The following is a 12829-nucleotide window of genomic DNA, read 5'->3' as shown; positions in this document are numbered from 1 at the left end:
CGCCTGTAGCGTGCCGTCATGAGTGGTTTCCGGCACATAGCGCTGTTCAGATGGACCGAAGGCACGACGACCGGCCAGCAGGACGAGGTCGCGGCGAAGCTGCGCGAGCTGCCCGGCGCGATCCCGGAGATCCGGGAGTACGGCGTGGGGGTGAACGCCGGCGTGAACCCCGGCGCTTACGACTTCGCGGTGGTCGCGGACTTCGCGGATCTGGACGCCTACCTCGTCTACCGCGACCATCCGGTCCACCGCGCGGCGGTCGAGGAGTACGTCACGCCCATCACGGCGGAGCGCGCGTCCATCCAGTACGAGCTGTAGGGGAACGGTCGAAAGGGGCGGCGCGGTGGCGCCGCCCCGAGGTGAAAACCGAGCAAGCGCTTGTGCCCGAAGACTTTTCGGGTTAGTTTCCTCAGAGACGCCCGCTGGGAACGGATCGCGCCCCGTTCCCGGCGGGCGGCGAAACAGGACGCGAGGCGCCGGGCGCCTGCGAAGGCGTCAATCGGACGCGCACCCTCACGAATCGCAGGGCTCACCGAGCGCATGCGACGGAGTGCGTACGACGGGCGGAGGGGCTCACCCCCGCGACCGCAAGCTCATGATCTCCTCGCGGAGCTGCTGCGAGGACGGCGCCTCCAGCAGCCGCGGGCCCTCGCGCAGCGGCACCATGGCCCACCACGACCCCGTCGCCTGGCCGTACCAGACCCGCACGCCCGGGAACTGCTCCTGGAGGGCGCGCGCGGTGGCGGCGCGCAGGCCCGCGGGCATGGGCTCGCCGGCGGCCCCGTGCCGAGGCGTCATGCCGCCCTCCCCCGGTAGATCTCTCCCTTGACAGCGTCCCCACGGACCAAAGCGTCACTCCTACTCCGCAAATCGTGACTAAGCACACTATGGGCCTTCCGGCCCCCGGACCGTGGGATACCGCGCCGGATGTACTCCGGTGGATGTAGCCGGCTTCCCTGGGTGACACCGTCCGCCGGATGCCCTCGGCCACAACCGGAGAGGACGCTGAGCGCGCAAAGGACATCCCCTAGGCGCGGCGCGTCCGCGGAGGCGGTACCCATGAGACTCGCAAGGCTGGCCCGGTTCTGCTACCGGAGACGGCGCCTGACGCTGGCGAGCTGGATCGTCGGCACGATCGCCGTCATGACGATCGGCTTCGGCTTCGCCGCCGAGCCCCTGAACGACTTCTCCGGCGGCGACTCCGGCTCGGCGAAGGCGTCGGAACTGCTGGAGGAGCACTTCCCCCAGCGCAGCGGCGACTCCATCACGCTCGCGGTGCACGCCGACGGCGGCGTCCAAGACCCGAAGGTGAAGGCGAAGGTCGAGCAGGCGATCGACCGGCTCGCCAAGACCCCGCACGTCGCGTCGGTGTCGTCCCCGTACGAGACGCCCGGGCAGATCTCCGCGGACGGCAAGACCGCGTTCGCCACGGGCGGCCTCGACGTCTCGTCCGACGACATGCCGAAGACGGACGTGACCGCGCTCCTGGACGACGTGCGCACCGACTCGGGACCGGTCCGGATCCACCTCGGGGGGTCGGCGGTGGACGCCGCCGAGACGCCGGGCGGCGGCCCGTCCGAGGGCATCGGCCTGCTCGCCGCCGTCGTCATCCTGCTGGTCGCGTTCGGGTCGGTGCTGGCGATGGGGCTGCCCATCGTGACCGCGCTGTTCGGCATCGGCACCGGCCTCGCGCTGATCATGCTGCTCGGGCACCTGCTGCCCGCGCCCTCCTTCAGCCCCATCATCGCGGCGCTCATCGGGCTCGGCGTCGGCATCGACTACGCCCTGTTCATCGTCACCCGCCACCGGGAGGAGATGCACGCGGGCGCCGGCCCGGAGGAGGCGGCGGTCACCGCCGTCACCACCGCCGGACGGGCCGTGCTGTTCGCCGGGACCACCGTCGTGATCGCGCTCATGGGCCTGTTCATCATGCAGCAGAAGCTGCTGAACGGCGTGGCGGTCGCGGCCGGCGTCGCCGTGCTGATGACGATGCTCGCCGCCGTGACGCTGCTGCCCGCGCTGCTCGGCTTCGCCGGGCACGCCATCGACCGGCTGCGCGTCCCGGGACTCGGCCGGGCCCGCCGCCCGCTCGCCGAGCGCTGGGCGCGGGTCGTCCAGGCGCACCCGGTCGTCGCCGGGCTGTGCGCGGCCGCCGTCCTGCTGGTCCTCGCCGTGCCCGCGCTGTCGATGCGGCTGAGCCTGCCGGACTCCAGCACCCAGCCGCACGACCACAGCGGCTACCGGGCCAGCCGGATCATGGCGGAGGGCTTCGGCCCCGGCACCGCCGCGCCGCTGGTCATCGTCACCGAGGGCGGCGGACTCGCGGAGGCGGGACGGATCGCGGACGCCGTCCGCGCGACGCCGGGCGTCGCGGCCGTCCAGCCCCCGCGCCCCAGCCGGGACGGGAAGGCCGCCATCGTCATGGCGTTCCCGAAGACCGGCCCGCATGACGAGCGGACGCCGGGGCTGGTGCACACGCTGCGCGACGACGTCATCCCCGGGGCCGTCGCCGGCACGGGCGCCCGCGCCTACGTCGGCGGCCCGAACGCCGCCTCGATCGACTTCGCCGACAGCGTCTCCACCCGGCTGCCGCTGCTGATCGCCGTGGTCGTCGGCCTGTCGCTGCTGCTGCTCGTCGGGCTCGTCCGGTCGGTCACGGTGGCGGTGCAGGCCGCCCTGATGAACCTGCTGTCGATCGCGGCCGCGTACGGGGTGCTGACGGCCGTCGTCCAGTGGGGGTGGGCGGGGCGCGCGCTCGGCTTCCCGGCGGACATGCCCGTCACCACGTGGGTGCCGCTGATGATGTTCCCGATCCTGTTCGGGCTGTCCATGGACTACGAGGTGTTCCTCGTGTCCCGGATCCGCGAGACCTACGAGGAGGGCGTGGCCACCCGCGAGGCCGTCGCGCTCGGCCTGTCGCGCACCGCCCGCGTGATCAGCGCGGCGGCCGCCATCATGGTGATGGTGTTCCTGTCGGTGCTGCTCGGCGCGGACGTCGCCGTCAAGCAGATGGGACTCGGCCTCGGCGTCGCGATCCTGATCGACGCGACCGTCGTGCGGCTGGTGCTCGTCCCCGCGCTGATGGAGCTGTTCGGCGAGGCGAACTGGTGGCTGCCCGGACCGCTGCGGCGGATCCTGCCCTCGCGTCCCGCGCCCGGGGCCCGGGACGGGGCCGATCGGGCGAGCCTGCGGGCTAGTGCAGGTTGATGCCGTCGAACATCACCTTGAGGTAGTGCTCGGCGAGCCCCTGGGCGTTCAGCCGGCCTCCGGGCCGGAACCAGCGGACGGCCACCCAGACGGTGTCGCGGATCATCCGGTAGGTCAGCTTCGGGTCGAGGTCGGGGCGGAACAGCCCTTCCGCCTGGCCCGCCTGGAGCGTGGTCACCCACATCTTCTCGACCTCGTCCTCGGACTTGGTCAGGTAGGCGAACCGGTCCATGCCCCGCAGGTAGTTCCAGTCGTTCTGCATGACCGTGATCGCGGCGCGGTGCGGCTCCAGGGTGCCGAACGCGACGCGGACGAGCCCGGCGATCGTGTCCCGCGGGTTCTCGTTCTCGTCGATCACCGCCTGGTAGGCGGCCATGACCTCGGTGAAGAACCCGGACAGGATCTCGTCGACGATCGACTCCTTGGAGTCGAAGTGGTGGTAGAGGCTGCCGGACAGGATGCCCGCCTCGTCGGCGATGTTGCGGACGGTGGTGGCCTGGAACCCCTTCTCGGCGAACAGTTCGGCCGCGAGCCTGACCAGGTGGGCGCGCCGTTCGGACGCCAGCGCGGGGGTTCCGCGGCCGCGGCGGCGGGGCGCGTCCTCGCCGGCACCGCGGGTTCTCGATCGTCCGGACTTGGCGCTCGTGGTCGTCACCCTCTCATTATGCCGTGTCGCCCAACCGCTTGCTCGATTCGGCGGCCGGACCAGCGTACGACGTGCAACAAGCGCTTGCTACAGAGGTTTCCCGGACCGCCGCCCGCGCCGATTAGGCTCGGGCCATGCCCGAAGTGATCGTGTTCGACCTGTACGGAGTGATCGCCCGCACCCAGACGCCCGAGGCGGTGCGGCGGATCGAGGAGATCGCCGGGACGCCCGGCCCCGCGTTCTGGGACGCCTACTGGGCCTGCCGCCCCGCCTACGACGCCGGCCAGGAGAGCGCGGCCTACTGGGCGGACGTCGCGGGCCTGCTCGGCGCCACGTTCCCCGACGTCCCCGCCCTGACCGAGGCCGACCTCGACAGCTGGACCGCCGTCGACGAGGAGATGGTCGCCCTGGTCGGCGAGCTGGCCGACCGGGGACGCACGCTCGGGCTGCTCTCCAACATCATCGGCGACCTGGTGCCCCGCTTCGAGGCGCGGCACGGCGCCTGGCTCTCCCGCTTCGACGAGCGCGTCTACTCCTGCCGCATCGGCGTCGCCAAGCCCGACCCCCGCGCCTACGAGATCTGCGCCGGCCGCCTCGGCGTCGAGCCCGCCGACGTCCTGTTCTTCGACGACAACGAGCGCAACGTCCTCGCCGCCCGCGAGACCGGCATGCGCGCCGAACTCTTCACCTCCCCGGCCCAGGTGCGCGCCCTCACCGCCTGACTAGGAAGGGGGCGGGAGTTCCCCACCCGCCTCGGCCGCCTCGGCGAGGCGCTCGCGGAGGGTGCGCAGGAGCTCGTCGCCCTGCTCGGTCAGGCGTTCGATGGCGGGGAGCGCCAGATCGTCCCGGACAGTGTCGGCCAGCAGTTCGTCGTACTCGTGCGCCTTCTCCGCGATCGACTCCAGGCGGCGCTGGGCGCGCAGCACCTCGTCGGCCGACCGGGCGCGCTCGGCGTAGCGCTCCAGGGCCTCGACGCGGCGCGTCACCGCCTCGACCGAGGTGTCGAGCTTGTCGCGCAGCGGCCGCAGCGCCGCCTCCACCTCCGGGAGCGTCTCGGCGCCGACCATGTCGGCGTGGTCAGCGCGCAGCCGCGACTGCTTCGCCAGGACCTGCGCGATCTCCCATTCCTGGCGCGGCAGCGTGACGGCGTTGTCCACCGCGTCCAGCAGGCCCTCGCGGTTGACCTGCGAGTCGCGGACGGCGTCGACGGCCGCCTGGACGCGGGCCAGCAGCGCGCGGCCGTCGTCGTCGAAGTCCTCGGGGAGGAGGTAGCGGTCGCGGCGGCGCTCCAGTTCCCGGGCGCGCCGCAGGTCCAGCGAGACCGACGGGGTGCCGAGCGCGACCAGCACCGCGAGCATGCCGAGGCCGATCAGCCACAGCGAACCGAGGAGCGGGGAGCCGACCAGGCCGAGGGCGAGGACCGACAGCGGCGCCAGCCACACCAGCGGCTTGCGGCGCGCGACGATCGTGTCCAGCTCGGCGCGCAGCGCCGGGTCGGCGACCGGGCGAGGCTCGGCCGGGGCGCCGTCCTCGGGGGAGCGGGGCGGCGCGATGCGCCGCCAGGCCGTGGAGACGTGGGTCTCGAAGGCGAAGTCGGTCTGCGCGATCTCGATCTCGGTCGGGCCGGCGGGCAGCGGCCAGGAGCCCACGGGGTCGCCCCCGCCGGGGCCGGTGAAGCGCACCCACCACCCGCCCTTGCCGTCCTCGCAGCGGTAGCGGCCGGGGGCGACGTCGATACCGACGAAGAACGTCCCGATTCCCGGTATGGAATCACTCCATGCGCCACTGGTCACCGGCGACCTCCCGTACCTGAACGACGTCCGGGGGACGGCAAGAGTTGCAGTACCCACTACCGCTCCCGGGAAGCGGAACGGAGTTTGGAATACTCCACGGGTGCGACCCGACTATGACCCCCTTGACGACCCGCCGTGGGCGATGCAACTGGTGGTACGCGCCGAGAAGGCCGATCCGCCGGGTCACGACGCCGTCTGCGAGGCGGCGGCGACGGCGGTCGTCCGCCTGCTGACCGACCCGCGCGCCGCCGAGCCCGAGGGGGAGTGGCGGGAGGCCGTCCGGGAGTGGGAGTCGCGCCGGATCCGGAAGGTGACGCGGCGGGCCCGCGGCGTGCGCTGGCCGGAGGCGGAGGCGCTGCCCGGCGTCACGGTCCGGCACGCGGGCGCGCAGGTGCGGGCCTTCCCGCCGGGGCCGGTGTCGGAAGTCCCGCCTCAGCTGGCCAAGCTCCAGGTCGCGGGCCTCGACCTGGCGGAGGCGCCGGAGCCTTCCGCGCCGCCCGAGCCCCCGTACGCGGTGATCGCCCTCAACCCCGAGGTGACGATCACGACGGGGAAGGCCGCCGCCCAGTGCGGGCACGCCGCCCAGTTGCTGCTCCGCCAGGGACGCCGCCGGCACGTGGCGGAGTGGGTGGAGGCCGGCGCCCCTGTCCACCTGGCGCGGGACGTGCCGTGGGCCCGGTGCGTGAAGGAGGCGGCCGTCGCGGTCCGGGACGGCGGTTTCACCGAGGTCCCGCCCGGCACGATGACCGCGATCGCCTGGCTGGTCCGGAAATAGCGCGCGGGCGACCCGGGGCGCGGCGCGCCGGAACGGGCCGGCGCGCCGCGCGGGACGGTCAGGGGAGGACGACCGCGACCGGGGTGATCCCGGCCTTGCGGATCAGGGACGGCAGGCGCCCGGCGAACGGATGGTGGTCCGCCGGCAGGCCCCTCGGGTTGTCGATCACGAAGTGGGCGACGCCGTCCGCCCCGCGCCGCGTCCACGTCGCGCCGGCGGACCGCAGCAGGGCCTCGGTCCTCGCGGCGTCCGCGGCCTTGACCGAGACGCGGATCGGCGACTCGTAGGACGGCAGCAGCGCCGCCTCCTGGGCCGCCTTCGCCGTCGCGGACGCCTGCGGCGCCGCCGCCCTGGCCGGGTCGGGGCCGAGGATCGCGTTGTAGAGCAGCTTGGCCGTCCCGTCGCTGAACGCGCGGAAGTTGGGCTCGGCGGCGAACAGCACGGACCGTCCCTTCCCGAGGAGCTGGTCGACGACCGCCGCGGTGCCGCCCAGCTCGGACGCGCCCCGCTCGAACCCGGACACGAACCAGTCCGGCGAATCCGCCTGCGGGTACGAGGCGACGACGCCGCTGGACGCCTTCATGACCGGGTCGTAGGACGTGAAGTTCCACGCCGCCGCGCCGACCCCCTTCGCCAGCGGGCTCGCCCCGTCCACCTTCACGCGGAGCAGCGTGCCAGGGATGTCGGACGTCGGCTCCGCGAGCGTCGCGGTCGTCAGGCCGAGACGGGCCGCGAGCTGGGCGCCGCCCTGCCAGCCGATGTAGCGGCCGCCGTCGCGCGTCCACTGCTGGAGCGCGGCGCGTCCGGCGTCGCCGAGCGCCGTGTAGGCGGACGAGGCGGGACCGTTCGGCGTGACCAGGACCTCGACGCCCTGGAGCCTGCCGGCCGCGACGTCCGCCGGGGAGAGCAGCGTGAACGGCAGCTTCCAGTCGCGGTCGAGGCGGTGCCTCAGCCACCCGGCCGACTGCCGCGCGGACGAGGACGTCCCCGACAACTGGAGGACGCCCAGCCTGGGCGCCTTGCCCTCGTGCCCCGGACGCGCCTCCGGGAGCGTCCGCAGCGGCACGGACCGCGGGTGCAGGACGGCGCCGGACGACCCGCCGGACACGTTGCCCAGCAGGGGCAGGCTCCACGCCGTCACGTCGTAGAAGTACGGGAACGGCGTGTAGGAGTCCTCGTTCAGCATGGACTGGATCCAGTGCTTCTGGCCCTGCGCCATCGAGATCCAGTACGTGCCCGCGGGCAGCGTCGTCGCGGCCTCCGGGCGTCCGTACGCCTTGAAGTCCGGGACGGTCAGCGGCCGGGCGAGCCTCTCGACGCGCACGCCCATGCGCTGCAGCCGCCGCACGATGAGCGCGGCCTCGGCGCGCTTGGCCGGGTCGTCGTCGCGCAGGAAGTAGTTCCGCACCTTCCGGTCCGGCACCTGGCGGTCGACCTTGTTCGGCGGGTTGTAGATCTGGTTGGGCTCCAGTTCGCCGGCCTTGCCCTGCGCGTAGGCGTCGACCGTCATCTGGCGCCACTCGGTGAGGATCCGGTGCCGGTTGCGCGCCGCCGCCGACAGCGACACCCACTGGGTGAGGTACTGCTCCTTCACCCGGTCCGGGTAGGGGCTCTCGTCGCCCTTCTCGTACGTCATCCCGGCGGCGTGGAAGGCGCTGGTCGGCACCGTGTCGCCGTAGCCCTGGTAGAAGAGGTCGTAGACGTCCCTGTTGAAGAAGTCGATGCCCTGCCGGGTGAACTCGGCCGCCATCGACGCGCCGTAGAGGTCGTTGATCCAGCCGATGGCCTGCTCGGGCGTCTCGTGGTAGATCGGGTCGGCGTTCGGCGGGAAGAAGAACGAGTCCCCGCCCATCTCGTGGGCGTCGATGTAGAGCGCGGGCGGGTACTGGTTCAGCATCGCGAGCTTGCCGTCGGTCTCCGGCTGCGTGCGCGCGAACCAGTCGCGGTTCATGTCGAACCCGTAGGCGTTCTGCCGCGTCTGCAGCGTGCGCCCGTCCGGGTTCTGCGTCGGCAGGACGATCACGAGCGTGTTCGCGAGGATCCCGGTCGCGGCGCAGTCGGCGCGGTCGCCGAGGTCGCGCAGCACCCGCAGCGCCGCGTCCGTGCCGCTCGGCTCGTCGCCGTGGACGTTGCCGCTGACCCACAGGATCGGGACGCCGCGATCGGTGATCCGCTTGGCGAGCGCGGCCGGCGTGCGGGGATCGCGCAGCAGGCCCGCCTCCCGCCGCACCCTGGCCAGCCCGGCCTTGGAGATCAGTTCGGGCCGTCCGGCGATCGCGTACTTCAGCGGACGGCCCTGCGCGGTGGTGGCCAGCGTTCCGGACACGACGCGCTCGCTCCTGGCGGCGACCGTCTCCAGGTAGGTGTCGGATTCGGCGGCGCTGACCGGGCGCTCACCGAGGTCGAAGCCGAGGACCTGTTCGGGGGAGGGGACCTTGCCCCGGTAGACCGGTGCGGTCCGGGTTGGGTCGCAGCCGGCCGCGGGCGCGGCGGGCAGCGCGGCGGCGGGCGCGGCGAGCGACGCCGGGACCGCCAGGGACGCGGCCATCACCACAGGCAGCGCCAGTTTTCGGGCTCTCATGAGGCACAACGTGGCACCCGCCGGGACCGCCACCAACGGCAACTTCTGCCAAGATCAGTCGCGCTTGGCCGGTCGCGTGCGCGGGCCGGTGAGGGCGGCGGCCCGGTTGATGGCCTGGAGCGCGAACTCCTGCGTCCAGGTCAGGCCGCCCGGACCGCGCGGGGACCCGTCCGGCGCGGGGCCCTTCGGCGCCCCCGCGAGCTGGGCCTTCGCGCTCAGCCCGTAGGAGAGGAAGAGCAGCACGACGAACGCCGCCAGGTAGGCCAGGTGCTCGACGAGGCCGCCCCACCTGCCGGTGAAGACGTCCAGGACGGCGAACATCGCGAACCCCGCCATCCACCCCGCCATCGGCGGGACCAGCAGCAGGTCGCGGCGCAGGACCAGGCCCGCCGCGGCGGCGAGCACGAGCAGGACCTCGACCGCCTTGGCGAACACCAGGATCCCCGTGGCCGGCCCGGACCCGAAGTAGCCCTCCACCTCGTCCACCCGGTCGCCCCACAGCGCCGCGGCGCTCGCGAGGGCCGTCACCCCGTAGGCGATGACGAACACGCCGACCGCGTAGTGGAACCGGTGCCACGTCCGCGCGCCACCGGCCGATCCGGCCCCTGGTCGGGCACCTGCGTCCACGGTCATCGTCAGCCCCCAACCGCCGGTTCTTCTACCAAGCGCAAGATATCCCGGATAGGGTCCCGTGGACCTCCGAAACGTGGTGCGCCTTCGCGGCCCGTCCCGCCCACCTCGCGGCCGACAGGCCGGGGTGCTTGCGCGGGGGCGGGTGAAGAGGGAGGCTGAAACGCACGTCGGGCCGCACGGAGTCCGTGAGGGAACAAGGATGACGCCTGACGATACGGGAACAGCCGCGCCGTCGAAGACGCGGATCGAATATCTGGAAGAACTCGGCGAGGAGCTGGTCAAGCGCGGCCTCCGGGTGCGCCTCACCCTGCCCCGCGGCCAGTCGCCCAGCCTGCACGTGATGAATCCCGACGCCGCCGCGCTGACGGAGAACATCCTGGCGGAGCAGGGCGCGGACGGCTGGTGGTACTGGTGGTCGTGGGCCGAGCGCATCGCGCCCGCCGCCGACGCGCCCGCCGCCGCCGACCGCGTGGCTCGCGTCCTTTCCGCCTGATCCGGCCCGGCCGAAACCCGGCGCGCCACCCGACCGCGGCACGCGCCTACTTCCGCCATCGCCTCGAACGGTCGCGGCCTCGAACCACCGTCTTCGGAGGCCGCCCCGGCCCGAGGCGCGCCTTGGCCTGCCTACCGCTCGGCTTGTGAGGGAACCCCGACCGGAGTACGACCCGCGTGAGGCGCGGGCTGGTTCTGGGACGCGGTGTTCGACGGGGGGCGAGTGCGGTGTGGAGCCGCTTGTTGCGTGAGGGCTTGACATGCGGTGATGTCCGCTTCCCTGCCGCTGACCTGGGGATGCGCTGTCGAGGAAGGTGCGCGGAGGCGTCGTTCCGCCTGCGGTCGAGCCGCCGGGGGTGAGCCCTGGCTTGACGGCGGGTCGCGGTGAATGTTGACCCACGAAACATTTGGCCCGGCGCGGGTCCGCCGGAGCATGCCCGCGCGGTGACCGGCTTCCTCCTGCTGTTGCCGCGGTACCCCTTGTGTTCCACCCGTGTTGATCTCGTGTTACATGATTGTTACCGCCAACAACAAATGAACTTCGCTCGAAGTCTGGCGTGACGGACATGCGCGACGTAAGTTGCGGGACACAACATTCCCGTCGGTAGCGGGTGATCTCGCTCACCGGCATCGGCTACCACCCCCCGGCCGCACGGCGGCCACCCCCAGAAAGGACCCGGGCAATGCGCAAGGGGATCCTCAGCTTCTTGGCCGTCACGACGGCGGCGGCGCTCAGCCTCACCGCTTGCGGGGACGGCGACTCCAACGACTCGGGCGGCTCCGGCTCGAAGGGCAAGGTCGGCGTGATCCTGCCCGACACGACCTCCTCCGTCCGGTACGAGAGCTTCGACCGGCCGTACCTGGAGCAGGCCTTCAAGGCCGCCGGAGTGGCCTACGACATCCAGAACGCCGAGGGTTCGACCCAGCGCTTCCAGACGATCGCCGACCAGATGCTCACCAGCGGCGTCACGGTCCTGGTCCTGGACGGCATCGACTCGAACTCCGCGGCCGCCGTGCAGCGCAAGGCGCAGGCCCAGGGCGTCAAGACGATCGACTACGACCGGCTCTCCCTCGGCGGCGTCTCCGACTACTACGTCTCCTTCGACAACGTGAAGGTCGGCGAGGAGCTCGGCAAGGGCCTGCAGAAGTGCCTCGGTGACAAGGCGGCCAACATCGCCTACCTCAACGGCGCTCCGACCGACAACAACGCGACGCTGTTCGCCAAGGGCGCGCACAACGTGCTCGACAAGGCGACCAACTACAAGAAGGTCGCCGAGCAGGCCGTCCCGGACTGGAAGGCCGAGCAGGCCGCCACGATCTTCGAGCAGATGCTGACCGAGAAGGGCGGCAAGATCGACGGTGTGCTCGCCGCCAACGACGGCATCGGCGGCGCGGTCATCTCGATCCTCAAGAAGAACAAGGAGGCCGGCAAGGTCGCCGTCACCGGCCAGGACGCCACGCTCGAGGGGCTGCAGAACATCCTCGACGGCAACCAGTGCATGACGGTCTACAAGCCGGTCAAGCAGGAGGCCGACGCGGCCGCCAAGCTCGCCGTCTCCCTCATCAAGGGTGAGAAGGGCGAGACGAACGGCACCACGAACGACCCGGAGGGCAAGCGCGACGTGCCGTCGGTGCTGCTGACCCCGATCGGCGTCTTCAAGGAGAACATCAAGCAGGTCACGGACGACGGGTTCGTCAAGAAGGAAGACCTGTGCAAGGGCGCGTACGCGGCCAAGTGCAAGGACGCGGGCATCCAGTAGGAGCCCGACGCTGACTCCGTGGCGGGCCCCACCCCGCTGAGGGCGTCCCGGCCTCCCGGAAAATCGGGACGCCAAGGGGCCCGCCACGGGCTAGACGCCCGAACCTCTGGAAGGAAACTCGTGGCTGAAAAAGGAGACCCCGTCCTCCGCCTGACCGGGCTCAACAAGAGCTTCGGCCCCGTCCATGTGCTGCACGACGTGGACTTCTCCGTGCGCCTGGGCGAGGTGATGGCCCTCGTCGGCGACAACGGAGCCGGCAAGTCGACCCTGATCAAGTGCATCGCCGGGATCCACCCCATCGACTCGGGACAGATCGAGTTCGAGGGCAAGCCCGTCTCGATCGACGGACCGCGCACCGCCTCCGCGCTCGGCATCGAGGTCGTCTACCAGGACCTCGCCCTCGCCGACAACCTCGACATCGTGCAGAACATGTTCCTCGGCCGCGAGCGGCGCAAGGGCATCGTGCTGGACGAGCCGTCCATGGAGGAGGCGGCCCGAGAGACCCTCGCGCGGCTCTCGGTCCGCACCGTCAAGTCCGTCCGCCAGCAGGTGGCGAGCCTGTCCGGCGGGCAGCGGCAGACCGTCGCCATCGCCAAGGCGGCGCTGTGGGAGTCCAAGGTCGTGATCCTGGACGAGCCCACGGCCGCGCTCGGCGTCGCCCAGACCCGGCAGGTCCTCGACCTCGTCCGGCGTCTGGCGGACACCGGTCACGCCGTCGTGCTCATCTCGCACAACATGAACGACGTGTTCGAGGTGGCCGACCGCATCTCGGCCCTCTACCTCGGCCGGGTCGCCGCGGACGTCGCCACCTCCGAGGTGACCCACGGACAGGTCGTGGAGCTCATCACCGCCGGCCGTTCCGGTGATCTCGGCCTCGCGCCGCAGACCGCCGCCGAGAGCATCTGAAAGGGGAACAGATGTCCACTGACGCCCCCCAAAGCA

12 protein-coding genes are annotated in these 12829 nt (G+C 72.0%); 7 read left to right on the top strand and 5 right to left on the bottom strand.

From position 1 onward, the window contains the following. The first annotated feature begins 18 nt into the window (after positions 1-18). Positions 19-318 carry a Dabb family protein gene (locus ABWI04_RS15630; RefSeq protein ID WP_345175150.1) on the top strand — a complete coding sequence of 100 codons (300 nt, stop codon included), beginning with the start codon at positions 19-21 and terminating at the stop codon, positions 316-318. A 255-nt stretch (positions 319-573) separates the two neighbouring features. Here ABWI04_RS15630 and ABWI04_RS15625 read toward each other — a convergent pair whose 3' ends face one another. Then, positions 574-798, bottom strand: a complete 225-nt coding sequence (locus ABWI04_RS15625; protein ID WP_353832839.1) for a hypothetical protein — start codon at positions 796-798, stop codon at positions 574-576. 261 nt (positions 799-1059) lie between these two features. Here ABWI04_RS15625 and ABWI04_RS15620 point away from each other — a divergent pair, with 261 nt between their 5' ends. Beyond that, positions 1060-3207, top strand: coding sequence for an MMPL family transporter (locus ABWI04_RS15620; protein WP_353832838.1), 2148 nt, complete (start codon positions 1060-1062; stop codon positions 3205-3207). Here the strand turns inward: ABWI04_RS15620 and ABWI04_RS15615 are convergent. Then, positions 3194-3862, bottom strand: coding sequence for a TetR/AcrR family transcriptional regulator (locus ABWI04_RS15615; protein WP_345175157.1), 669 nt, complete (start codon positions 3860-3862; stop codon positions 3194-3196). The genes ABWI04_RS15620 and ABWI04_RS15615 overlap by 14 nt on opposite strands. 125 nt (positions 3863-3987) lie before the next feature. Here ABWI04_RS15615 and ABWI04_RS15610 point away from each other — a divergent pair, with 125 nt between their 5' ends. After that, on the top strand, positions 3988-4575 hold the full coding sequence (locus ABWI04_RS15610) for an HAD family hydrolase (RefSeq protein ID WP_345175159.1): 588 nt from the start codon (positions 3988-3990) through the stop codon (positions 4573-4575). Here ABWI04_RS15610 and ABWI04_RS15605 read toward each other — a convergent pair whose 3' ends face one another. Further along, positions 4576-5646, bottom strand: a complete 1071-nt coding sequence (locus tag ABWI04_RS15605) for an Rv1352/Rv1906c domain-containing protein (RefSeq protein WP_345175160.1) — start codon at positions 5644-5646, stop codon at positions 4576-4578. A 100-nt stretch (positions 5647-5746) separates the two neighbouring features. Here ABWI04_RS15605 and ABWI04_RS15600 point away from each other — a divergent pair, with 100 nt between their 5' ends. Then, the gene (locus tag ABWI04_RS15600; RefSeq protein ID WP_345175163.1) at positions 5747-6421 is read left to right on the top strand and encodes a hypothetical protein; all 675 of its coding nucleotides are present in this window, start codon (positions 5747-5749) and stop codon (positions 6419-6421) included. Between the two features lie 58 nt (positions 6422-6479). Here ABWI04_RS15600 and ABWI04_RS15595 read toward each other — a convergent pair whose 3' ends face one another. Both ABWI04_RS15595 and ABWI04_RS15590 read right to left on the bottom strand, forming a co-directional pair. Continuing rightward, complete coding sequence (locus tag ABWI04_RS15595) at positions 6480-9002, bottom strand: M14 family zinc carboxypeptidase (RefSeq protein ID WP_353832837.1); 2523 nt, start codon at positions 9000-9002, stop codon at positions 6480-6482. A 54-nt stretch (positions 9003-9056) separates the two neighbouring features. After that, entirely contained in the window at positions 9057-9635 is a 579-nt protein-coding gene (locus ABWI04_RS15590; protein ID WP_353832836.1) for a hypothetical protein, read from the bottom strand. 199 nt (positions 9636-9834) lie between these two features. On the opposite strand from ABWI04_RS15590, the gene ABWI04_RS15585 reads away from it, so the two are divergent. The 3 genes from ABWI04_RS15585 to ABWI04_RS15575 all read left to right on the top strand — a co-directional run bounded on the left by ABWI04_RS15585 (position 9835) and on the right by ABWI04_RS15575 (position 12793). After that, positions 9835-10128 (top strand): hypothetical protein, encoded by a 294-nt coding sequence (locus ABWI04_RS15585; protein WP_345175169.1) that lies wholly within the window; start codon positions 9835-9837, stop codon positions 10126-10128. 682 nt (positions 10129-10810) lie between these two features. Then, positions 10811-11887, top strand: coding sequence for a sugar ABC transporter substrate-binding protein (locus ABWI04_RS15580; protein ID WP_345175172.1), 1077 nt, complete (start codon positions 10811-10813; stop codon positions 11885-11887). A gap of 120 nt (positions 11888-12007) precedes the next feature. Further along, positions 12008-12793, top strand: a complete 786-nt coding sequence (locus ABWI04_RS15575; protein WP_345175174.1) for an ATP-binding cassette domain-containing protein — start codon at positions 12008-12010, stop codon at positions 12791-12793. The last annotated feature ends 36 nt before the right edge of the window (positions 12794-12829 follow it).

The sequence above is a fragment of the Actinomadura sp. NPDC000929 genome, assembly GCF_040492065.1.
In the GTDB taxonomy this organism is placed as follows: domain Bacteria; phylum Actinomycetota; class Actinomycetes; order Streptosporangiales; family Streptosporangiaceae; genus Spirillospora; species Spirillospora verrucosospora.
This window is presented reverse-complemented; position numbering and strand designations above follow the sequence as displayed.

What these genes read in the sequence shown, in the direction of transcription:
- ABWI04_RS15610 (WP_345175159.1), top strand. Translation starts at nt 3,988, where the DNA reads ATGCCCGAAGTGATCGTGTTCGACCTGTACGGAGTGATCGCCCGCACC.
- ABWI04_RS15590 (WP_353832836.1), bottom strand. Translation starts at nt 9,635, where the DNA reads ATGACCGTGGACGCAGGTGCCCGACCAGGGGCCGGATCGGCCGGTGGC.
- ABWI04_RS15580 (WP_345175172.1), top strand. Translation starts at nt 10,811, where the DNA reads ATGCGCAAGGGGATCCTCAGCTTCTTGGCCGTCACGACGGCGGCGGCG.
- ABWI04_RS15585 (WP_345175169.1), top strand. Translation starts at nt 9,835, where the DNA reads ATGACGCCTGACGATACGGGAACAGCCGCGCCGTCGAAGACGCGGATC.
- ABWI04_RS15630 (WP_345175150.1), top strand. Translation starts at nt 19, where the DNA reads ATGAGTGGTTTCCGGCACATAGCGCTGTTCAGATGGACCGAAGGCACG.
- ABWI04_RS15620 (WP_353832838.1), top strand. Translation starts at nt 1,060, where the DNA reads ATGAGACTCGCAAGGCTGGCCCGGTTCTGCTACCGGAGACGGCGCCTG.
- ABWI04_RS15595 (WP_353832837.1), bottom strand. Translation starts at nt 9,002, where the DNA reads ATGAGAGCCCGAAAACTGGCGCTGCCTGTGGTGATGGCCGCGTCCCTG.
- ABWI04_RS15625 (WP_353832839.1), bottom strand. Translation starts at nt 798, where the DNA reads ATGACGCCTCGGCACGGGGCCGCCGGCGAGCCCATGCCCGCGGGCCTG.